Origin of the sequence: Leclercia sp. EC_58, assembly GCF_019584355.1 — a bacterium.
Taxonomy (GTDB): Bacteria; Pseudomonadota; Gammaproteobacteria; order Enterobacterales; family Enterobacteriaceae; genus Enterobacter.
Genome location: NZ_VDAM01000001.1, coordinates 2,937,197 through 2,958,771, shown reverse-complemented (window position 1 = coordinate 2,958,771; position 21,575 = coordinate 2,937,197). Strand labels below are relative to the sequence as shown.

27 protein-coding genes, 1 tRNA gene and 1 pseudogene are annotated in these 21,575 nt (G+C 53.9%); 1 reads left to right on the top strand and 28 read right to left on the bottom strand.

The window, feature by feature from the left end; genetic code table 11:
- Positions 1-82: 82 nt before the first annotated feature.
- From FHC51_RS14520 to FHC51_RS14390, 28 genes and pseudogenes are all read right to left on the bottom strand, one after another.
- Positions 83-2,719, bottom strand: coding sequence for a phage tail tape measure protein (locus tag FHC51_RS14520; RefSeq protein ID WP_220435861.1), 2,637 nt, complete (start codon positions 2,717-2,719; stop codon positions 83-85).
- Complete coding sequence (locus FHC51_RS14515; RefSeq protein WP_220436697.1) at positions 2,700-3,008, bottom strand: phage tail assembly protein T; 309 nt, start codon at positions 3,006-3,008, stop codon at positions 2,700-2,702. Before FHC51_RS14515 ends, FHC51_RS14520 begins: the two co-directional genes overlap by 20 nt.
- Before the next feature lie 20 nt (positions 3,009-3,028).
- Positions 3,029-3,451, bottom strand: coding sequence for a phage tail assembly chaperone G (gpG, locus tag FHC51_RS14510; protein ID WP_220435860.1), 423 nt, complete (start codon positions 3,449-3,451; stop codon positions 3,029-3,031).
- Positions 3,452-3,491: 40 nt separating this feature from the next.
- Positions 3,492-4,229, bottom strand: coding sequence for a phage tail protein (locus tag FHC51_RS14505; protein ID WP_220435859.1), 738 nt, complete (start codon positions 4,227-4,229; stop codon positions 3,492-3,494).
- A gap of 7 nt (positions 4,230-4,236) precedes the next feature.
- A complete protein-coding gene (gene gpU, locus FHC51_RS14500) occupies positions 4,237-4,635 on the bottom strand; it encodes a phage tail terminator protein (protein WP_103179162.1) in 399 nt (132 codons plus the stop codon).
- Positions 4,632-5,186, bottom strand: coding sequence for a phage tail protein (locus FHC51_RS14495; RefSeq protein WP_220435858.1), 555 nt, complete (start codon positions 5,184-5,186; stop codon positions 4,632-4,634). The genes gpU and FHC51_RS14495 overlap by 4 nt, the downstream gene beginning before the upstream one ends.
- Before the next feature lie 10 nt (positions 5,187-5,196).
- Complete coding sequence (locus FHC51_RS14490; RefSeq protein WP_220435857.1) at positions 5,197-5,472, bottom strand: ATP-binding protein; 276 nt, start codon at positions 5,470-5,472, stop codon at positions 5,197-5,199.
- Positions 5,465-5,788 (bottom strand): DUF2190 family protein, encoded by a 324-nt coding sequence (locus tag FHC51_RS14485; protein WP_059360630.1) that lies wholly within the window; start codon positions 5,786-5,788, stop codon positions 5,465-5,467. The genes FHC51_RS14490 and FHC51_RS14485 overlap by 8 nt, the downstream gene beginning before the upstream one ends.
- A gap of 80 nt (positions 5,789-5,868) precedes the next feature.
- A complete protein-coding gene (locus FHC51_RS14480) occupies positions 5,869-7,800 on the bottom strand; it encodes a ClpP-like prohead protease/major capsid protein fusion protein (protein ID WP_255585053.1) in 1,932 nt (643 codons plus the stop codon).
- Between the two features lie 10 nt (positions 7,801-7,810).
- On the bottom strand, positions 7,811-9,316 hold the full coding sequence (locus tag FHC51_RS14475) for a phage portal protein (RefSeq protein WP_220435855.1): 1,506 nt from the start codon (positions 9,314-9,316) through the stop codon (positions 7,811-7,813).
- Complete coding sequence (locus FHC51_RS14470) at positions 9,313-9,534, bottom strand: hypothetical protein (protein WP_220435854.1); 222 nt, start codon at positions 9,532-9,534, stop codon at positions 9,313-9,315. Before FHC51_RS14470 ends, FHC51_RS14475 begins: the two co-directional genes overlap by 4 nt.
- Positions 9,531-11,633: a phage terminase large subunit family protein gene (locus FHC51_RS14465; RefSeq protein ID WP_220435853.1), complete on the bottom strand. Its 2,103-nt coding sequence runs from the start codon at positions 11,631-11,633 to the stop codon at positions 9,531-9,533. The genes FHC51_RS14470 and FHC51_RS14465 overlap by 4 nt, the downstream gene beginning before the upstream one ends.
- Positions 11,633-12,121, bottom strand: coding sequence for a DUF1441 family protein (locus FHC51_RS14460; protein WP_220435852.1), 489 nt, complete (start codon positions 12,119-12,121; stop codon positions 11,633-11,635). Before FHC51_RS14460 ends, FHC51_RS14465 begins: the two co-directional genes overlap by 1 nt.
- A gap of 244 nt (positions 12,122-12,365) precedes the next feature.
- Complete coding sequence (locus FHC51_RS14455; RefSeq protein ID WP_220435851.1) at positions 12,366-12,707, bottom strand: DUF2190 family protein; 342 nt, start codon at positions 12,705-12,707, stop codon at positions 12,366-12,368.
- A gap of 154 nt (positions 12,708-12,861) precedes the next feature.
- Positions 12,862-13,161 carry a hypothetical protein gene (locus FHC51_RS14450; protein WP_089640306.1) on the bottom strand — a complete coding sequence of 100 codons (300 nt, stop codon included), beginning with the start codon at positions 13,159-13,161 and terminating at the stop codon, positions 12,862-12,864.
- Between the two features lie 165 nt (positions 13,162-13,326).
- Positions 13,327-13,731, bottom strand: coding sequence for a DUF2513 domain-containing protein (locus tag FHC51_RS14445; RefSeq protein WP_220435850.1), 405 nt, complete (start codon positions 13,729-13,731; stop codon positions 13,327-13,329).
- Between the two features lie 73 nt (positions 13,732-13,804).
- A complete protein-coding gene (locus FHC51_RS14440) occupies positions 13,805-13,996 on the bottom strand; it encodes a hypothetical protein (RefSeq protein WP_220435849.1) in 192 nt (63 codons plus the stop codon).
- 168 nt (positions 13,997-14,164) lie between these two features.
- Positions 14,165-14,515, bottom strand: coding sequence for a hypothetical protein (locus FHC51_RS14435; protein WP_220435848.1), 351 nt, complete (start codon positions 14,513-14,515; stop codon positions 14,165-14,167).
- Positions 14,512-15,126, bottom strand: coding sequence for a glycoside hydrolase family 19 protein (locus FHC51_RS14430; protein ID WP_220435847.1), 615 nt, complete (start codon positions 15,124-15,126; stop codon positions 14,512-14,514). Before FHC51_RS14430 ends, FHC51_RS14435 begins: the two co-directional genes overlap by 4 nt.
- 8 nt (positions 15,127-15,134) lie before the next feature.
- Positions 15,135-15,470 carry a phage holin, lambda family gene (locus FHC51_RS14425; protein ID WP_039028981.1) on the bottom strand — a complete coding sequence of 112 codons (336 nt, stop codon included), beginning with the start codon at positions 15,468-15,470 and terminating at the stop codon, positions 15,135-15,137.
- 520 nt (positions 15,471-15,990) lie between these two features.
- Positions 15,991-16,314, bottom strand: a complete 324-nt coding sequence (locus FHC51_RS14420) for a four-helix bundle copper-binding protein (RefSeq protein WP_220435846.1) — start codon at positions 16,312-16,314, stop codon at positions 15,991-15,993.
- Between the two features lie 161 nt (positions 16,315-16,475).
- Entirely contained in the window at positions 16,476-16,661 is a 186-nt protein-coding gene (locus tag FHC51_RS22955) for a hypothetical protein (RefSeq protein WP_255584865.1), read from the bottom strand.
- 89 nt (positions 16,662-16,750) lie between these two features.
- Positions 16,751-16,827: transfer RNA gene (locus FHC51_RS14415), tRNA-Arg, on the bottom strand.
- Between the two features lie 1,011 nt (positions 16,828-17,838).
- Positions 17,839-18,453 (bottom strand): annotated as a pseudogene (locus FHC51_RS14410) (hypothetical protein).
- 13 nt (positions 18,454-18,466) lie between these two features.
- Positions 18,467-19,498, bottom strand: a complete 1,032-nt coding sequence (locus FHC51_RS14405) for a DUF968 domain-containing protein (RefSeq protein ID WP_220435845.1) — start codon at positions 19,496-19,498, stop codon at positions 18,467-18,469.
- The gene (locus FHC51_RS14400) at positions 19,498-19,854 is read right to left on the bottom strand and encodes a RusA family crossover junction endodeoxyribonuclease (protein ID WP_220435844.1); all 357 of its coding nucleotides are present in this window, start codon (positions 19,852-19,854) and stop codon (positions 19,498-19,500) included. The genes FHC51_RS14405 and FHC51_RS14400 overlap by 1 nt, the downstream gene beginning before the upstream one ends.
- Complete coding sequence (locus FHC51_RS14395; protein WP_032651386.1) at positions 19,851-20,057, bottom strand: hypothetical protein; 207 nt, start codon at positions 20,055-20,057, stop codon at positions 19,851-19,853. Before FHC51_RS14395 ends, FHC51_RS14400 begins: the two co-directional genes overlap by 4 nt.
- 134 nt (positions 20,058-20,191) lie before the next feature.
- On the bottom strand, positions 20,192-20,431 hold the full coding sequence (locus FHC51_RS14390) for a hypothetical protein (RefSeq protein WP_220435843.1): 240 nt from the start codon (positions 20,429-20,431) through the stop codon (positions 20,192-20,194).
- A gap of 760 nt (positions 20,432-21,191) precedes the next feature.
- Here FHC51_RS14390 and FHC51_RS14385 point away from each other — a divergent pair.
- Entirely contained in the window at positions 21,192-21,386 is a 195-nt protein-coding gene (locus tag FHC51_RS14385; protein WP_139156339.1) for a hypothetical protein, read from the top strand.
- The last annotated feature ends 189 nt before the right edge of the window (positions 21,387-21,575 follow it).

Here is a 21,575-nt window from a genome sequence, read left to right as displayed (position 1 = left end):
AATCCTTGATCAGCTCCCATGACGCATCAGAAAGTTCGTAACGCCTTGCCATACGGGCCTCCAACCGGTCATGGCGGCAATTTTAGCCACAACGACTTTTCGTACAAAACCTAAAGCCCTGGGTCGCCCCGCGTTTCACAGCCGCTTCCATCATTGCAATTGTCCGTGCATCAGGATCACCATTAACCTGAATGGTTGGCGAATAATTGAATTGACCCTGCATTGCGTTATTTTCACGTTGTTTTTGAATATCAGTAAGAGTCGCATCCAATTTTGCTGAGGTATTGGATTTAACGACTCGCTCTCCTTGCTGAAGCAACCAGGTCCCCGTCGCTGGAACCTTATCAAGACCATCGTGAGCCATACCCATCAGAGAGGCAGCTGATATTGCCGCAACCATTGGCGATGTTACTGCCGCCGCCGCGGCCATCGCGCCGGGAGCGAGGGCGGGTCCAACAATAGGGATCGCCGCAGTAGAAGCGTAGGCGTTTAATTGGGCCATTAATGCACTGGCCGTGGCATTGCTTGTCATGGCTGCCGCAGCGGATGCCTGCGTGCCTTTTCCTACCATCAGTTGAACGGCCTGATAAACCAACCACTGAGCCGCCATTTGCGTTAGGGTCTGAATTACCGCCTCACCCATGCCAGCAAACATGTTGCTGAAGGCATCCCCAACGGATTGAGTCTGGTTGATAATTCCGGTGAAAGCATCAGCCATAGAATTAGTGGTTTGGTTCAGCAACGTCGATGCTGAATTTGCCGCTATCTGATTATAGTTAGAGGCTTCATCGGCAAAATTCGCCATGGATGTTAAGGCACCAGCCTGCCAGTTCTGCCTGATCGCATCCTGCTGACCGTAGTAATTCCTGAGCGCGGTCAACTCATTCTGGTAACCTTTATCGCTCTCATTTCCCCCTGCATTTTTCCAGCCCTGCAGGAGCTGAGCTTCTTCAAGACGACGCTGTGCCTGTCGACTGCTCATGCCAGCACTATCGGCCAGCGCGCGGGTTTTCTCACCCATCTGGGTCACATATTTCTGCGATGTGTCCTGAAGGCGGTTTAGACGCTCCTGTATGACGATCTGATCGCCAAGTTTTGCATTAATTTCTGCCTGCGCGAGGACTTTATCTTTGCTGGCGAGTACAGATTTTTCATCATCAGTCAGAGTTCGCGTTTTCGCAGCTTGTTCGAGAACCGTAAATCTGGCCTGATCTTTCCACAGTTGCTGGCGCTGCTGACTGATCTTGTCATTGATTCCGGAGTGCTGCCGCAATACCTCCAGCTGAGTTTGCAACTCCAGAGTCTGGGCACTGGTACTGTCGGTAAGTTTTGCGCCGCCCGGCGTCGTGATTTTCGCCGGCTTCTTCAGCGAATCATCGTATTCCTTTTTCGCAGCCGCCAGGTTGATGTTGTAATCAGCCTGGAGGATCCGCCCCTCTTTCAGCGCCTTGTTCAGTTCGTTCTGGCGATCGGTGTACTTCTCCAGAGCCGTCTGCGATTTACTGTAATTCGCCTGGGCCTGTTGCGCGTACTTGAGGCGATCGGCTTCCAGTCCTGCCTCACGACTGGCGCTTTCCTGGGCGAGTTGAGAATTGCGGGCCTGTTGCTGAGCCATATCCAGCGCCTGGCGGGCGGTCTCCCGGTCGTTCCAGAAGCGGGCACGCGCGTCATCGTTGACATAGCGATCACCCTTTCGCAAATTCCAGATTTCATCCGCCCGCTTAAAGGCCGCCTCTGCCTTACTCAGCATTTCCTGAGAGGTATCCGGTCTGCCGATATCCAGCGCCGCATCCCACATGGATTTAAACGCATTTTTAAGGGAATCGGCGGCGGATTCGATCGTGCTCATGTTGTCGCGAATGCTGGCAGTCTGCTTGTTGAATCCGGCGGTCGCGGCCTCGTTTGCCGCCTGGAGTGCGCCTGCCTCGTTTCCTGAGCGCTGCAGAGCCGCGACATATTCAACCTGCTCAGCGGTGACATTGTGAAACTGCTGCGCCATCGCCAGCAGTCCTGATGCCGGATCGTTAACCATACGACCAAAGGCTTCAGCCACCTTATCGACCGGCAGACCGGATGCATCGGTGAATTTCGCAACCGAGATCGCAAGCTCTTCGAAGTTAGCCCCCGCGCGAACGCCTGCATTAACAAGCGCGGTCAGTGCTTGGCTGGTCTGGTTAAATGTAAGGCCCGCCTTCTCCCCGGCAGCCGAAATGGTCTGCATACGAACTGCTGTTAGGCCAGCTGTATTGCCGGTCAATGTCAGCGTTTTATTAAATTCAGAGAGTGTGCTTGAGCCCTGATAATACGAATACATCAGCGCCGCAGTGCCAGCAGATAGCGCCCCAACACCGAGCATAAGCGGCGAGATTGTTCCAAGGAGCGCACGGAACGTTGGAATGATACCGCCAAAGGAATCTTTAACCTGTCCACCTTGCTGCAGAAGGATAAGCCAGGGACTTTGCCCGCCTGCCAGTTGGGTGGCGATATCAGTAAATTGCGCAGGAAGCATGCGCATTGCAGCGTTATACTGCCCAAGCGATATGCCCGCTTTACGAGCAGCATTTTCCTGGCGTGAAAAAGACTGCTGTATCAGCAGTGCTTCATCGTTTGCAGCGCCACCTGTCTGCTTGAGTTCCTTTTTGACATAGGCGATTTGCTCTTTAAATTTAGCCGAATCAACGTCAAGATTAACGACCAGATCACCCACTGACTGGGCCATAGCGCACTCCTCCCAGGCTTTCCGCCACAGACATCATTACATCATCATCCATCGGCAAATCTTCCTGCTCTGGTGGGTTTAGCAGGCTGAAGTCACGTGGCGTTAATTCGGTTTTTGTACACAGCATTGAAACAATAAGATGGCTGAGGCGGGAGAAGTGGGTATCCAGGAGATCGCCTTCAAAATATTGCTTTTGATAGTAGCGCCCCCATTCCGCCAGCTCACTTGATGACATGCCGGCAAGCATGACGCGCCAGTCCGGGCGCCGGAACTCCCGCGCCAGCTTCATCACAAAGCTCAGCTCACCGGCTAGGGCTTTTCCGCACAGATGGGCTCGTCTTCCGCCACTGCGTCTGCGTTTTTAACCTCGTTCGCCGGTTCCGGTTCCGGCACGGGCTCCGGCACCGGGATCATGTCAGACAGCGTTTTTACAAAGAGCTCGCCAGCACCAATCATTCCCGGCGGCCAGCCGGACAGCACCTCATGATGCAGTGAATCGATATCTTTTGAGGTATCACCCTGCCAGAGCGACATGGCGATCAGACGCGCGCCAACACGGAGATTGCTGCTTACCCGGGACGTAAGATAATCCTCATCACCTTCATCTTTCGGTAACGATTTATCTTCCTTCGCCAGGTACTGCAGATGCTCAATACGTTGCAGGCCTGATAACTCAAACAACTGAATAGTGCTGCTGTTATAGGTGAAAGGCTCAGATTTCAGAAAACTCATGGAATACTCCAGAAAAATGACGGGGCCAGCGCCCCGCCGATCAGGAAACGGTGACTTTGCAGATCGCGACCTTCAGCCCATCGTTGGACATCACAATAATTTCAGCAGATCCTGTGGCTACGCCGGTGATAGTCAGGACATCGCCGTTGGCGGTAACTGTTGCTTTCGCCGGATCAGAGGAGGCAACGCGGAAAGATTTGTCTGTAGCGCCAGCAGGATTGACAGTGACGTTAACGGTGTCAGACGCGCCGGCGGCAACAGTCAGGGTTGCTTTATCAAGCGACACCCCGGTCACCGGCACGACAGCAGCGCGGGTTTCCTCCGCCAGCGATGGCTTGCCGTTGTTGCTGATCTTCACGCTACGGGTGATGACCTCCTTCGCCGGGATAGTTTTACCGAGGCTGCTGACCCAGCCTTTAAAGACGTCGATCGTCCCGTTCGGGTATTTAATTTTGTAGGCGCGTACATCGCCGCTGTAGAACCAGTCCACCAGCGATTGCTGACCGCTTTCACCAGGTTTCCACGCCAGGGTGAAACTGGCCTCACCGGCTGACTTCTCGCCCTGCGCTGTGTTGGCCCAGTCTGCGTTCGGATCGTCAAGGTAGGTGTCGTCATAGGACTCTGCGGTCAGTTCACCTGGTGTCAGGTCTTTGATTTTGGCCGTGCGGGTCCAGTCAGTGTCACTGGCCGGATTGGCATAGGGATCGCCTGTACCTGTGTAGAGCCAGAACGTTGTGCCTGCCCCTTTTACGGGTTCAAGCGGGCTTGGTGTTGGCATGATTACCTCACATTACGTATGAAATTGAGTATTTGAGATCGGCCGATCCCCACGTCGCCATTTCATCATCTCGCTGATAGTCATAGCCCTGAGCAGACATGGTTTCGATTAAGGGGGTAAGGCCGGGGAGTGCATTGAGCTGGGGATAGATTTTGCTTTCCATCCAGGTATCGAGCGCGGTATCCGTTTCGCTCGCTTTCAGGAACACCTCGATATGAAGCGTGGCGCGCCAGATATCTTCGTCGATGGATTCCTCCGTGGACTGCGCGTCAGTGATATAGACGGCGACAGCCGGGAGATCTTCGGACTCAAGTACAGCGGGACGGCCGTCAGACCACGTGACAGGGTCAGTAACGCCCGCTTTCAGGGCATCCAGCACCGCCTGGCGGATCAGGGGATGTTTCATTTGATCAGAATTATCCTCAGTTGATTGCGTAAAGCCGCTGAGAGTTCTTTTGGAAGATCGGTGGCAGTCAGGCGGGTGCTTTCCTGCTTAAAGGCCTCAGTCAGTGGCGCTGCCAGAGGAATGCTCACCACCTCGAGCGGGTAGCGGCTTTTGGTGGTTCTCCGCAGGACATGCCAGCGCCCGTTTTTGAGCTGCTGAATGAATCCGCCCGGGAAGCGAAACCGCCCGATGACCAGAACGCTTCGGACACCGGCCTTGTCACGTTTTCGCCGGGAAAGACGCACGCTGGCCACGCCCACCTTGATCGCCGGGAGGTTGCCCCGGTTGACCCGAATAGTGGCCTGCGGTTTACGTACCGTGGCTTTCTTTAGGCGTGCACGCTGATTGACGAGTTTTCGCTGCACCCGGGTTTCCTTCGCAACCTGACGGGTGCTGCGGGAGATGGCACGGGTGGCCACACGGTTCACCGCCTGAGAGGATGCACGTGGCACAGCGGTTTTGCTGATGCTTTCCAGGTTAGCGATCGCCTGTTCGAGCCCTTTAATGGACATAGAGCCTCCATTACTCAATCCAGATCTGTGGCTTACCGTTGAACAACTGCTTGCGGGTAACGGTGTAGTCCTGGCCCTTCCAGTGAATGACATCGCCTTTGTGTGGCGACACTGCCGGGGAGAACACCACCAATGACAGGCCATCCCCCACCAGCGGCCCCATTTCTGCGACAAACTGGCTTTCTACAGCATCAAAAATGACCCCGTTGATCGTGACTTTATCCGCCATCAGATTGACGGTGGCCGCGTCCATACGGGCCACCATCGCGTCGAAGGGATTAGCCATTAAGCTTAACCAGTACGGCGGCGGCGTTCGCACCGGCAGCCTGCCAGGCTTTCCCGGCCGGTGTCGCGCCGGTGGCCTCCAGTTGTACTTTCCCGCTTTTGAAGTACACGGTCTTGCCCTGGGCGATATCATCCGCCGCCAGCTTCGGCAACTGAACGACGCCACTGGTGAGGCCCGTACCAGTTTCGCCGACGGCAATATCAGCGATAGCGATCGCCAGAACATCCCCCACGGCAACCGGCGTGCCACTGGCGATCACCGCCGACCCCGAGTTGGTCAAATCGATAGTGTGACCATCCTGTACGAAATTCTTCATGAGCTCTCCGTATGGCCCCTGCCGGGGCCATGTTGCAGATATAAAAAAAGCCCTTACGGGCCGGTTCAATGTCGGGGTGATTACTTACCGGATGATTTAGCCAGACCGCGATAATCCAGCGGCGCCACACCAGCATCGATGCGAACTTTCGTCGCAACACCGTCAGTGGTGAAACCTTCCTGCTGGTCGATGTACGGGGCATCAATGCCATTGAGGTACGCCACTTCGATGGTATCAGTGCCCTGTGCAGCAGCCAGATACCAGGCCGCCGGGTCGGCATCATCGAGACGCGCTTCTGCGATCACTTCAGCAAAGTTCTGCAGCGGGTTCACAACGCCGGCATTGATATCAGCCCCTTTCACGCTTGCTGACTTAATGGTCTGGCTGGCTAATGTTTCCAGACCCACCGGAACCAGCATGTAGGCCGGGCGAATGTTCAGGGCGCGCTCACCCTCTTTCTGCTTGCGCATGTTCTGGCGTGCCTTATCAAGGCTGTCTACGCTGATGGCGCCAGATGACAGGTTGGCATGGTCAGCATGGAAGAGCGCCTTACCATCTGACAGTTTTCCGTTACCGGTCAGCACGGCATAGACCAGGTCACCGATTGTTGCTTTTGCAGCGCGACCCATCTTCATCGGAACGTCAGTCAGCTGGTTCAGATCATCGTTGATGATGGCCTGACGGGTAATGGAGAAGATCTCGCCGTAAGTGGCAAGCGCGATGGTTTCACCCTTATCCTGCGTGGTGATGTACTTATACTCCGCCCCCTCTCGCACCTGACGCAGGGACGGGAAGCCGCCCATGCCGACGCGATGCGCCGTTTTAAAGTCGGACAGCTGGCCTTTTTTGGTCCAGAGCTCAAAGGTCTCTGCCGCTTCTTCCCAGCCCTGCAGCAGTGCCTTGTTGGCAACATCGAGCAGGATATTGCCAAAATCAGAGGTGCTGTGCGTCAGCGCAAAACCGACCATCTGCATCGGGTTGTAACTGGACACCCCGATGCCGCGCTCAGTCAGGGACATGCGGGCGTATTCGCGCAGCGTCATACCGTTATAGACGTTGTCACGCTCAACATTTTCATAGCCGGCACGCGCCATCAGCGCCTGGCGGATCCCGTCGCCGACAAAGTTACCGTTCCCGGCGTGAACATGTGGCTGGTTGGTTTTGTTGGAAGGCGTAGCGGCTTTACCCAGTTCAGCCAGCAGCAGGTCTTTTGCCTGTGCTACCGAACAATCCGGATCAGCAACGCACTTGTTTTGCAGTTCCATGTGCTTGTTGCCGAACATGGCAAAGAGATCACCGATGCCATTCACACGGGCTTTTTGCTCTGCCAGAACCTGAGCGCGAATTTCGCTCTCATTAATTGCAGGAGCAACTGGCGGCTGTGGGTTCACTGGTTCGCGCTGGGTGGAGTTGCGCGGCGGGGTGATCATGTTACGAATGCTGTTTGGCATCTTTTCAAATTCCTCAATACGTTTCGAATGGATACAGGCCATTGCCTGCAGTGAAGGTGTCACCTGGTCAGCAAAACCCAGCTCGACACACTCGTTGCCGTTCATCCAGGTTTCATCCTCCAGCATTGCCGCAATTTCTTCGGGGCTTTTGCCCGTCTTTTGCGCGTAGGCCGGGATCAGCACCGACTCCACTTTGTCGAGCAGGTCGGCATAGTCGCGCATGTCATCAGCGTCACCACCAGCAAAACCCCAGGGCTTGTGGATCATCATCATGGTGTTTTCCGGCATGATGACCGGATTTCCTACCATGGCGATGACTGATGCCATTGAGGCAGCCAGACCGTCGATATAAACGGTGATCGCCGCGCCGTGGAATTTCAGGGCATTAAAAATGGCGATACCGTCAAAGACATCGCCACCAGGGGAGTTGATATGCAGTTTGATGTGGGTGACGTCGCCCAGCGCCTTAAGGTTTGCGACGAACTGCTTCGCCGTTACCCCCCAGTAGCCGATCTCGTCGTAGATATAGATCTCAGCTTCGTTTTCCGAACTGGCCTGCATACGGAACCAGCTATTTTTTGCCTGGGCCTTTGGGCGATTCTTTACCCGGTTTTGTTTCCTCGACACTGGTGTCTCCTTTGTCGTTTGCCGGGTCTGTATCGAACACCAGCCCCTGTTTACGGTTTTCATCAATTTCCGCCTTACGGCGGCGTTTCACATCATCCGGATTTGCACCGCGGGCGCGCACCCATTCACTTTCGGTTGCCGCACCACCACGGAGCAGAATTTTCCAGGCGTTCGCCTCTTTGACCGGGTCAATCCATGGCATAACGGGGCCGGAGAACACGGCGCTGTAAAGCGTGGCTTTATCCACATTTGGCGGGACCGTGATCTCGCCAGAAGCGATCGCCATCTTGAGCCAGGCCCGGTACATCGGCCGGGTGATCGCCGCGATGAAGGCGTCCTGCAGGATGAAATAGCCTTCGGTTGACTCCACCAGCTCCTGGCGCTGCGCGCTGTATGTCCCGTCGTAGTTACGCGCAATGCTTGAGAAGCTGCCGCGCGAACCGGCGGCCACAGCACGGAGTTGCCCGTTGCGGAAGGTTTCGAGGTTGGGATTTGGTCGGTCTGATTTGATCATCCCGATATCTTCACCGGGACGGAGATCGTCAAACAGCATGCCGGGTTCAATGTTCAGCTCCCGGGAGCCCTGCGCGCTGTCTTCCGGATACGACTGACCATCGCCTTTCTTGATGAACATGCCCAGCGCCGCAGCAATGCGGGCAGCGGTCAGTTCGGCGTCCTCGTACTCCTTCAATGCCGAAAGACGCATCAGCACCCCGGCAAGCAATGAGTTACCCCGGATTTGATGCAGGCGGCGCATGAACTTCAGGTGAAGCATGTTCTCCGCCTGGATATCCTTTGTGTCACCCTGGCGCATACCTTCTGCCGGCAGGTTTTTGTAGACCATGTATCTGGTCGGACGGCCCCAGTCGTTGAGGTAAATGCCCTGGCATAACTTTTGCCCCGTCTCTGTCCGCTCCATCGGCACAAAGTCGGGTTCCAGTGCCTCAATCCAGAACGGAATTTCCGCCACAGGCGCCAGGCCATTACCTGTGCCGCTGACCAGCTGCGCGAACACCTCTCCGTCACGTAACCAGGTCCGGCACATCAGACGCTCAAGCACTGGCCGGGTAAACTGGCCGGTAACATCCGGAGAAACGGACCATTCCGCCCATTTGGCACGTATCTGCTTGGCAACGTCAGCGGCTATCTCGCCGTTTTTCATAAGGGGTTGAGGCTCAACGATGATGCCTTTCGCCCCCACGATGCGCTCTTCGAGCTTATCAAGGATGCCGATCACCAGATCGTGGTTACAGTCGAGCCACCGGGCCTGCTCGCGCAGTGAGCGCCCGCCAAATTGCGTCAGCTGATTCGCTGAGCGGTTCTCACGTTTTGCCCGGTGCGTCCGGGTAGGAATAACAGCCTCGTATGCCTGGATCATCAGGCGAGACTTAAGGCGCTCTGCTTTCCAGCCCGGTGAAAAGACGCCTATCAGATTATCCAGGGCGCTCATCGCGGGAACCTCGCCAGTTTAAAGGAGCCACCCCTGCCGGCTGCGGCAGCCACAGCAGCAGCCTCTTTTCTTTCCCACTCCTGACGGCCTTTCCGTATCTCGCTCAGGTTCTCCATGGTCATCTGCTGACCATTAAACGTTATGGACTTGCCCTGCAGGATCGCCATTTCCGCTTCGGTATAGCGTCTGACCATGTCCTGAATATTATTGAGATTCACACCCAGCCTCCTGATGATGATGACCATGCCGATTCACGGGCTGGTTTCGTAGCCTTAGGTTCTAATACTGACGGTTTTGCAACCGGCACCGGTGCCACTGCAGGCGCGTCTGGCGATGGCTCAACCACCAGATAACTCTCCCGGCACGCCCACTCAGGGGCATCAGGCCACTTAATCTTTTCGTAACCATGAAGAATGACCAGGGCATGTGCGTAAACCATAAGGTCAAACGCTTCGTTAGCCCCCTTACCAGGCTTCGTCCATTTCCCATCAGCTGATCGCTCCTCATAGGTCAGTTCGTCGTAAAACCACCCTCCCAGCCAGTCAGGGAAATGCACGTAGTTTGGCCCCGGCACATCGCGCCACAGCGCGTTATTGATCCGGTCTTTCAGTGCGTTTGTCTGAAGAAGGTAGAGAGGGACATCACCGGCTGCCTTCGCGCGCCGGGTAGAACGCCCGGTGTTATCCGGGTAGGTTTTGGTAATCAGCTTCGCCCTGGCCTGACTGTCACCCTTGAACAGCCAGACTTTGCGCTGCAGACCGTCACGGCGACAGCGCCGCCAGAACTCATAGGCATTGTCGGTAACGCCATCTTCACCGCCGGAGTCGACGGCCATTGCCAGCAAACTCATTCGCTTGCCCGGTTCTCCATCCAGCGCCCAGGTTTTGTCCAGCACATCGGTACGCAGAAGATCCCAGTCCTCCGGGTAGCTGGCAGGATCGATATGGTAGCTTTCGCCGTCAGGCGTGGTGCGCATCGACTGCATGATGTTGTACCGGCCAACCACCCAACGCTCGCCGTGGGCGCCGTAGCCAACAACCTGCACCACAAATCGCCGGTTTTTACCGCCCTGAACATCGACGGTCGCCACCAGGAAGTTGACTCCAGCAGGCACTCGCCGGCGCTCAACCGGTTCGGCGCGCTGCTGCAGCTCCTCACCTTTACGTTGTTCAATGCTGGAGCGCGGGAGATACGGGAGTCCCCAGTCGGTGTTAATGACCGTCTTCAGCGTTTCTTCGCTGCCGGTCGCTTCGTACTCCTGTTCAGCGGTCAGCAGTTTGTAAACCAGCTGTGCCCAGGTCTGATATGCAGCTGCCGGGCCCTCCATCCAGAACGATGCGATACGCGACCGCCGTCCGGCGCCCGTTATTGTTCCGCTGCTGTCGATCTGCTGATCCTCACGCAGCCAGACACCTTTCATATTCAGGGAACGTTTCTGGTCGGCGGTGATCACCCCGGAGCAGGAAGGGCAATGGATACAGGCCGCTTCGCTGGCTTTTACCGGATCGCTGATTTCCCGGTAACCGGTCATCGCCGTCATCTCAGGCTGGAAATACTCACCGCAATGCGGACAAGGCCAGTACCAGCGGCGTCGGTCGCCGCGGTTGTACAGAGAAAGAATACCGGTTGTCGGCGGGGCTTCATGCGCTGAACTCCGGCGCCACTTTGTATCGCGGATGTCCCGGCCTGGTGAACTCTCCACCAGCGTCATGCCGGACGACATAAACGTGGTTGTACGCTTGGAGGCCAGAGAGAATGCATCACCTTCCCCGTCGATATCCTCCGGGAAGCGATCGTAATCTGTCAGGGCGACGCACTTGTAATCCGACGAGGACATGATATTGACCGACGGCCAGCCTATCTTGAGGTAGTTACCTGCCCTGAAAGTCCTGTCGTAAACGTTGTTATCGTTCCTGCGGGGGCTCAGGCGGGTTGCCACTTCCGGACTGCAACGGAACGTGCGATCCAGTCGTTTCTTCGAATGCTCGCGGGCTTTCTCCTCTGTCATCTGAATGATCAGCATGTCAGATGGGTCGCAGACCACGTTATAAACCACCCACCCGTCAATCAGGCCAATCGTCTTCCCCGTTCGCGCCGGGCCGACAAACACCACTGCGTCATACTCGCGAGACGCCAGGCAGTTCATTGGCTCGAGTACATACGGAGCCAGATTCGGATCCCAGGGAACGGAGTTGCCGGCGCCCATTGGCACGCGCATAAATTTACTGACTGCATCGGCCACCAGCATGCGGCGTGGGGCACGAAGTATTCCAGGGATATCCTTTCGGATCCCCCGGGCAGATGCCCGCTTCGCCATCAGTCCTCCTCTGGCTCGTCCTCCTCCGGTTCTGCGTCCAGAACGCGCTGCGCAATCTGATCGCGAAGGTCACCAATAACACTCTGCACGCGACTGATAGCCGAGGGGCTCATGGCGCAGTCACGCTCCAGAATGTCCGGCAACGTTTCCAGCACCTGCACCACAGCCTTTGCCATGACAGAAAATTCACGGGCCACCTCATCAGCCGGGATTAACTGGCCGGTATCCTGCTCGAATTTGAGCCGCTCGTTTTCCGCTTTCCAGTGGGCGAGCCTGTCCGAGGGCGTCATGTCTTCGGCGCTGGACGCGACGACGGGCGCCATCAACTCGGTCAGCACATCGGTGATGAGATAGAGTTTGAGTTTGTTGTTGCTGCCCAGTGCAGGCTCGACTTGCTTAAGCCTGGCAGCAACGGTCTGGCGATGAACGCCGGTGATCCCTGCCAGCTGATTGATGTTCAGCTTCAGGGTGGAGAGCTCGTGGTCCATGATGGTGAACACTTTTTGAACGATTCGACATCATTGTAAAACGGCGCTGATAAAAATCATACAGTTATGCACATGATGATGATGACCCTGGATCACGAAAACTAGCCGCTTTCCGCGTGCCCGCCGCCTCGTGGCAGGCCGCCCCTCCGGGAGGACCCGCCAAATCGAGAATGATTATCACTTACATGATATTCAGGAGGGGGTTGGACCACCTTGAGAGCCTGCCTGAGGCCAGTGGCACGGGTCAGAAGCCGAGGCGGACGCGCCCCTCTGGTTCGTTGGCATTGGTCGTGATCCATGCAGTACCAGCCACGGCGTTATCATCCGTCCCGTCCTTAGCATTGGCGCTCAGCTTGCCATCTTTCGTCAGCCAGAGACGAGCACCACGCTGCCAGGTCTCAGCTGTAACCTTCGGCAGCACAAACACTCCTGTCATCATCAGCACGCCATCACTGCCAGCGGGGATGTCATGCTGAGCGATACCAGAAATCGCACCAACGATCACCGGCTGGCCTGATGACACATCTTTTGTGGTCCCGTTGTGCCAGTCCATGGTATTGCCGTCCTGGTAGTAGTTTTTAGCCATATTTAGCCTCTGGTTATGCCTGCAAGGCAGATCAAATAAATGAGTCTTACGTTAGGTGCGCTGGGTGCGCAGAGGGGATAATTGACATGAGCATGTGCCTTCACATGATGATGTTAATTAAAGGCCCCGCTGTAGCGAGGCCTGGTGATACATTCTACGGCTTTGTGGTGCTCACGATATACGAGTCCACCACGCCATCCTTGTTTACTTTGACCACCAGCGATTTGCCCTGCCCTACGCTGAATGCAGTTGCGTGAGCGTAGGTCCAGCCATAGATTTTATTCCCTTCGGAATCGGCGGTTATTGAGGTTGGCTTACCAAACTTCTGCAGAACAGTTTGCTCTGTCGTGACCCCTTTTTGGATTGAGGCGACATCTGCCTCCGAAAAATCTTTACCAACTGTCGCGCAACCTACAAGGCCTAAAGCAATGATGCCTAGAATTGTCTTTCTCATTGATATATCCCTTATTTTAAAGAAGGATAATCCTAACACCATGAAACTTTAAGCGCGAAAGATAATCCACCATTCAACTGAGGGTTCACAGCTCACTAAAACGCAAAACCCCTAATCGCTGGATGTCCAACTTTCGGGGTTCGCTTCACGGAGGCGGCTTGGGTTCTATTCGAGAATACCGTCTATCTTTTTCTGAATAAAGCCATCCAATAGGCGCCTTGAGACGTCAACCAATGTTCCTATGCTTGCATCCTTGAACCCGGTTTTGACGGTGTTCCAAACTTCCTTATTCCTGAGAGCATCAAGGAAATCATGACCACTTGCAGTTAAACGTAACGGTAGAACGCCCCACGATCCGCCATCATCAGCAGCCTCAAAGAAACCAATCCCATGCTTACCATCTGTTCTGGCAATTAAGTTACGATCATCCAGCAATCGCATATGGAATAAAAATTCATATGTGCTGTAATCAAAACCTGCCTCCTGAAGCTTCCTTATATCAGTGTGCGGTTCACCAGACGCCTCGAAGGCCTCCAGAAGACCCTTCAAATATTCATGATCTATTTTCATGGTATTCCCTTTTATGTTTGAGGGAATAATTTAGCATTATCACAGGCACTCAGTGAATGCCTGCTGTAATGCCTTATGCCTGTAAATCGGATGGCGATAACTCGCCCTCTTCAAACCATGAATCTACTGCGCGACCATCTGCTGCCAGGTAGTGGATCAGATACTGATTTGGACCAGCGTTATACTCTGCACGAGCCTTAACATGCCCTTCTTCACCACTGATAGTTACAAAAACAACCTGTCCAATTGCGTGTTTAAAACTCATTCTAATTTCTCCTTTTGCTCATAAAAAAGCCCCGCAAATGCGAGGCCGGGTGTTCATTTCACTGCTTTATACCAGGCCTGCCAGCGATACTTATCGAGGCGCAACTGGCGCAGGCACACCGCTGTCTCGATATCAGCCTGCAGGTCTTCATCGCTATTGGTGCCAGCGTTACTTCCCTTGCACGGCTCCTGCATCAAATCCGCTGATGGAGTTGGCAGCGTCGATTGCACGCTGGCGCAGCTGCACAGCAGCATCGTCAAACTGGCACACAGTACGATCCGGAGACTGAACATATTTCACCACGTCGCGGGTAATGGTTCGGTAAATCACGGTAGTTTCAGCCGTGGCCGCAGCGGCTTTCTCTTCAACCGGCTGAATAATCTTCTCGGCTTTATCCTTCTTCTTCGCCGCAAGCGCGTTGATATGGTCAGCGTGCGCACTCCAGCCAGAACGCCAGGCGATTGCCCCAGTGACCGAGATAGCGACCACCAACGCCAGCAGAACGTATCGCAGCTTCATGACAGCGCCGCCTGTGCCCGGCTGTAACGCACCTTGCGATCAGCCAGTCCATTCTGCCCGCCGTTGATAATCTGCGTGACGCGCACGATATCGCCGGAATACAGCAGGCAACCGCGTAACCCAAAGAACCAGGCTGCCGACCGGGCAGCGTGTCGTTCCTGCACCAACAACTCCGGCGTGCTCACCAGATCAAGCTTCAGGGCGGTGCCGCATTTCGTGTAGTTCTCCCGCCCGGTGATTTGCAGCAAGCCACGGCCACGATACTTCCAGCCGTCGCCCTCGAAGATGTTGCCCATGTGACCGCCGTATACCAGATTGGCGATCTGCGGCTGGTGGGCGGTCTGCTTACCGTCAACCCGGCCCAGCATCTCGCACTGGTACGGCGTCAGGCGCTTACCGAACGTTTTCTTCAGGCCGTCGACCGAATAGTTGAAGCTCTCCACCAGCGAGGTAAAGCCTGCCGATTCGTGACCCAGCTGCGCGATGAACATGGCCTGATAGTTAACTGTGGTGATGCCGAACTCTTTCATTGCCTCGTCGATATGTGGATACCAGCGCGCAGCCAATTCGGCGCTTAGCCCAGCCGCCTTCTGAAATTGTGCCTGATTCATAGGGTTCCTTACTTGGTGTCGCCACCAAAGCGGACGTTGATAACTCGGTTTGCTACAGAACGGACCTGTTCGACGCCGACAAAGCCCAGCGCTCCGCCGATAGCGATGGAGAGAGATTGAGGAAGGTTTACGTAATCCAGAGCGGATACAGCCGTTAACGTCATGGCGCCGCACATCAGGCCTTCCAGCAGCATCTTTTTCCATCCACCGCCACCGTAGGCAATTCTTAGCACTGCCATCACAACTGACAGCAGCACGGCGCCAATGGGTGTTTCACCACGCCACCAGCTATGTAGTAGATCGATTAACTCCGTCCAGGAGTGAGGGTCGTTGTTCATTTTCATATCTCTCACCTCGCTGGTTCGCGGGTGTCGTATGGGAAGGGGTCAGGCTCTCCGGATGAATTAACGACAGGACCTTGATGGGGGGTTCCGGGAACCTGAAATAAAAAAAGGCCCGCTTTTACGCAGGCCTAAATGAGTTGGAAATTTAAGTAGGTAGGCGTGATACGTCGCCATCATCCAAATAGTAGCTGTGTCGAGCAGCGATACTGGCCGGTCAGGATGTCCGGTTAATGGTTATGGCTTGGTTCACGATTAAATAATAGCACTACTAACGAAGCGCATATAAAAAAGCCTGCTTTACTAGCAGGCGATATTTAACTCAGAAATGGAGAATAAGACAGGTGCCGGGTACCTCCCGGTGACTCGTTACCAGTTATACGAGCCGCAAGCATATCTGCACTTAGCAGTTAACTGGATTGCCCCGCCGCACAGGGGGATTCACCTGACTCTTAACAATAGCAAAAGTTTGTCAGAATTCTAAAGTGTCGATGCTCAAACAGAAAACTGGAAGCAAGTTCCATTAAGCCATCGAGCGGCACGCTTCTGCGCAACGAAGACAAGCTTCAGAGCATTTCTGACAATGTTCTGCTTCGTGCTTCCCACATTCTTCACCGCATTTCTGACAGGCTTCTGCGCAGACCCGGCATAGCGATTTGGCAAATTCACTATCAAAGGTCATAAATTGCGCTGCGAGCCGACAAATATTCGCGCACTGCATATCGAGTCTTATGCACTCACGCATCATATCCACTTGTTCTTCTTTCAGACATGAAGCAGCACAATAATCACAGGCAGCCGCGCATTTGTAGCAGGCCTCGATGCATTCAGCATAGTTAATTGGCATATTTCGCTCCTTTCAGTCGTAAGCAGAAAACTAAGTCTGGTTACAGGAGTGCGATGATGCCAGTTAATAGGAGCGTTATTCCAAATTCGCCTAAATTGTAATTACAGGGAACGCATTCGAATAACGACTACCTTCATCAAATTCCGAAACGACTAACGATCTCATGATGGTGTAAGAGGACCTTCCAGAAGTTCTGCTTCACCATTATCACAAATGGGATCCCCCTGCGTCAGGTGCCAGATACCGGTTACGGTCTTACCCGTTTCAAGGTCTTCCGTTTCTCCATGGGTATAGTAGGCAACCTGAACTCTGCCATCGTGCTGTATCCAGTAAAAACCTTCTCTCATACCTCACCCTCCCTCACTGAGGAGAGAGAGTAACCATTCTGATTGCAGGCTGGTGTTAGAAATACTTAATTATGAGTGAAGCGATGTAATGGTCCGCCATCGAGGATTCGAACCCCGAACCACAGAGGTAGAAGCTCCGTGCTTTCTCCGGTTGAGCTAATGGCGGTAAAAAAAGACCAGCAGTGAATGCTGGTCAGAAACGCCGTTGTATACATAGTGGGCAGTTGCCCAGGTCACTCTAGTTATTTCGTGAGAGCATTATCGAATGCTAATTCAAATATAGCATTGCTAATAAAAATGGCACTATTTCTAAGGCCGTCCAAAGTCGGCCTTAGAAATAATTAATACTGAATTTGTGATGCCGGGTGCCTCCCGGTGATCCTGCGCCAGACCACAGAACCGCGCTCTATACACCTGCCATGTCTGGTCGCCCCGCCGCATAGGGGGATTCATCACAGGAACAGCCTAGTCTTCTTTCTGCCATAAAGCCACTTATATCTGTATATTTATTCAGTATGAACAAAAAGACCAACGCTGCTCTGCTGACATAGGTCATGTAAAACAAAAAGGCCGCCAATCGGCAGCCTTAAAATCTGTGGTAATGGAACTGTAGTGCCGGGTGCCTCCCGGTGACTCTATGCTAGACCACAGAATCGCGTCATTCACCTCCCAGTCTAGTCGCCCCACCGCTTAGGGGGATTCACCACAGGCGCAGCCTAATCGCTTTCTTACGATAAAGCTAACTTTATCTGTTTATTTATTCGGTATGAACGAAAAAGACCGGCGATACTATGAAGACCAGAATCATGTAAAACAAAAAGGCCGCCAATCGGTAGCCCTGGCAAGAGATGATACTGAGGTTGTGGTGCCGGGTGCCTCCCGGTGACCCTGTGCTAGACCACAGAACCGCGTTTACAAACCCGACTCGTTTTGCCTAGCCGCCCCACCGCTGAGGGGGATTCACCACCCGCGCACTGTACGTGGCTTGCATCTTAAAAGATACATATTATTTACTATTTATTAATAATAAAAAACCCCGCCGGAGCGAGGTTTCGTAATTTGTTTGATAAAGGCTTTTCGTCGCTGCCATCGTGGCGCAGCTCTGCCAAGCATGAATGAATTATTCATTTTTCTGGCCCGTTTTCAACATAAATTGAAATATATTTTAATTGGCCTCTCAGTTTTGCTGAGTTTTCATCTGCCGGCGCACAGTCAAAAAGACCTTTGCCTGGAAGATTTCTAGGCACCAGCGCACGCGCTTACGCGCTTCGCCGTCAGTTAGCCAGGGAGCCACGTGCTGCAGTTCCCGGGTGATGTCGGAGATCTTCTTCCGGGTGGTATAGAACTGCAGGCCAACCAGATACACCGGGTCGTGCAGGTCGAAAGTGTTCAGCATGATCTGCTCGATAAAGTCAGCATCATCGCGGCGCTCGCTCTCTTCGATTAACGCTGACAGAGTCACCGGCCACAGAATGGCCCGGGCACGCAACGCCGCCTGCACGCCACGGAACCCCTCTTCCCTCGCCTGGCCCAGAGCCTCAGTTATGCGCGACAGCTGACTGTCCGACCACTCCGATTGCTTGACCTCAGACCAAAACTGGCTGCAATTCTCCAGACGGTATTGCGCGCGGGTTTTACCGCCGGCGCATTCGCCCCAGACCGTCAGCAAGGATTTAATCCAGGCTGACTAAACGCCCGTTAATGGCGTGAACTTGCCGAGCCAGCTTTTACGCGGTGCAGATGCTGCTTTACCCAGACCTTCGATATGAATGCGGCGTTGACGTGGTGTCATCCTGTACTGCTCCTTAAGCCAGAACGCCGAGCGCAAAGGCCCGGTCCAGCACTCTGATTATCATTTCCGGTTGAGTACCGTGCTTACGCTCGAATTTCACCGGATCGTTATGTAGTTCGGTATGGTGCCGGCGGCACAGGGGGATCACGAGACTGTCGTGCGCTTTCGTTCCCATGCCTCCCTGCCCCCAGCCGATTAGATGGTGTGGATCATCTGACGGCCTGCCGCAGCACTCGCAGGGCTGCGTCTTAACCCAAGCGAGATACTTTGCGTTCTCCCAGCGGGTCCGCTTTGGCCGCTTCATGAAGGTCTGCGGGGATTCGGGATCCACAAGTACGCCCACGACAGGCTTAATGGCTGGTGGAGCGCCTGCAGGTGCTGCAGGTAGCGCGCGGGCTTTGTCAGCGATGATGCTGGTGGCCGGAACCGACGGTACTATCTCGCTCTCGCGGTACGTTTGTTTCTCCGCCGGCAGGCGCAATGCCTCGCGGGCAACGGATTCAGGCAGCGCATCGGTGACGCCGACACGAACAGCCCACCAGCACAACTCAGGCAGGGATATCTCGCGGGACTTGTCGATCGCCAGTGCCGACCGCGCAGTGTCCAGCACCCAGTCGATGACGTTCTGACGCGCCAGCTCCGCTAGGCGCTCGGTGTACTGCTCGCGCAGCCGGTTGTCGCAGTGGCCGCAAAGAAGAATCGCACCGGGCTCGTGCCGCATGGTGGTCAGTTCGTGATAGTGGTAATCGCTGTGCTGGTACTGGCAGGTGCCGCCGCCATGGCGCAGCAACCAGTATTCCAGGCCATTCAGCCCACCAGCGGCAGTGATCACCTTTTCATGAAGGAAAAAAGGGCGCAGCGCCGGATTAGCCGCCAGCGGCTGGCGTAAATCAGGCACCCGACCTGTCTCAAAGCTGGTCATGCTGGCGGGCTGGCTCTCAACCAGCACGCGTCCTGAAATAAACATGGGCATCAGCTCGCTGCCGGGCTTCAACAGCACAACACCCAGCTCCTTGGCGATAACTGGTTTCAGCAAAGCGCGCATCAGGCGATCTCCCCGATGATTATTTGCCCTACTTCGCCCCAGCGCTTCGTCACGCGAGAATCCCAGATATGTGCGTCATCCGCATAGACGGCATCCATCAGGGCTTTCTCAAGGTTATCTTTGTCGGGCTTCTGCTGGTGGGGTTTCCCCGCCATCTCCTGGCGCTTCTTCTTGCTCCAGCTCTGGGGCATCGGGAGGATAAACGTAATGTGTGCGCCTGCTTCCGGCAGTTCGACGCCCAGCAGCCGAACGAGATCGCAGAACGCGCGGTATCGGAGAACCTCCGGCCGCTTTTTCCACTTATCCGCCCTGGTCATCCTGGGTTTGCCCATCGGGGTGATGTTGTAGGTCTTCACGCTTCCCTCCAGAGCTTTTGCTGGAAGGTCTTATCCTGACGCGGGGCTCTGTTTGCCTCCGGCAGATAAGCGGTGAGCGTCCAGTGGATGAGATCGAAATCAAGGCTTCGCACAGTGCGCACATCATTGGCGCGATAGCGGGCCTCGAGTTCGTCCACTTCTTTTGTGGTGAGCTGAGTGTGAATAAAGCTGGTTTTCTTCATGCTGCCACCTGTAAGTGCGCAGGCAAAAAGAAACCTCTGACTCCGAAAGGAACCAGTTTAAGTGCTTGTTTGGAAGGTTTTTGCGCCATGGTATTTCTCCAGTGGCGCAGCAGGTTGTCAGTTGTTCAGGCTGACTAGGAGACTATATCAGAAAGTGATGATGGGCGGTAACCTGCCTTCAAAAGCATCTCAGAAAACATCGAGAGATCACCGATGAGCTCATCAGGCTGCATGGGTCGGCAACTGAAGGTTTCTCCGCATCGATAGAACAGAACGCGGTCCTCCTGTCCAAACTGATACGACGCCATGATCTTCCCATCGGCACGACGAACCAAGTCGTACCACTCTTTCTGCAATGCCTCGCTATCACTCACGCAACCCCCTTCTTTGCTATCACCAAATACCCTCTCCCGGCAGGGAGAAATCCACTTCACTGAGCCAAAATAACAAATGGCGTAAATTTCCTAATAGGTTCGCCGGAAGAAAAATTCATTTTTTTCTGTAGCACCTAAACCATACAACAAAATACTGTATGCATAAACAGTATTTTGTTCGTTTGGCTTAAGTATGCACATGAAGCGCATGCCCATTCATCTGATTGATTTAAATAAATTTTATTGCTAAATTCGTGTAAAAACTGATCGTTATTTTTAACATAGGCTCACGTCAGAAATGTCGACCGTAAATATTTGTACGGAAAGCCTGGCGTCAGAGAAATGGCAAAGGTGTCGCTATCGACAGAGGGTATTTCGTCTGCGTCAGAGGGTGCCCCGTTGGTAATTTGTTGCTGCCCTGTGTCTATTTAATAATTGATTTCATAGATCAATATTCTTGTATCGATCGGTATTATCGATCATGTGCAAATCACCTATGCGCCGGGCGCGAAAAAGGCCTCCGGAGAGGCCCTAGCCGTCGATATGGGGATTCCCATATTTTTTGTATGGGAAGTTGTGCGCTCGAGCGAAATGGTTGCCCCACCAAAACTGGTGAATTGAATATATGAGTAGATTTATTTAATGTGCGTTTCACGTCTATGGAAAGTACAGCAAATGATAAAAGCCAAGTGCTAAATGGAACTACATAAAAACTATAAGAAATTGCGCGTCAACGGTTTCCTTCATTAAAGGTGTTAACATGTCTCAAGAGCCCACTGTAAGCCAATTTATTTGTGGCATTATTCTTTTTGTTATCGCTGCTATTCCGCTTGCAGGTATCGGAATAGCTATGCTGGTGATGGCGGAAGGGATAGAACGTTGGTCTGGTCTTATGTTCTTAGCTTTGTCTTTTGGCATTTGCCAAAGTATCTGGAGAAGGTTCTCTGGCAAATAAGGACAATTGATTCGCCGGGCAATGCCCGGCGTTTTCAAGTTGAAATAAGTCCTCTATTAATATTATCTTTAAGCAGCCGGTAATGCTGCCAACTTACTGATTTAGTGTATGATGGTGATTTTAAGGTGCTTGCGTGGCTTCCATTTCCATCAGATGTCCTTCCTGCTCCGCTACTGAAGGCGTGGTGCG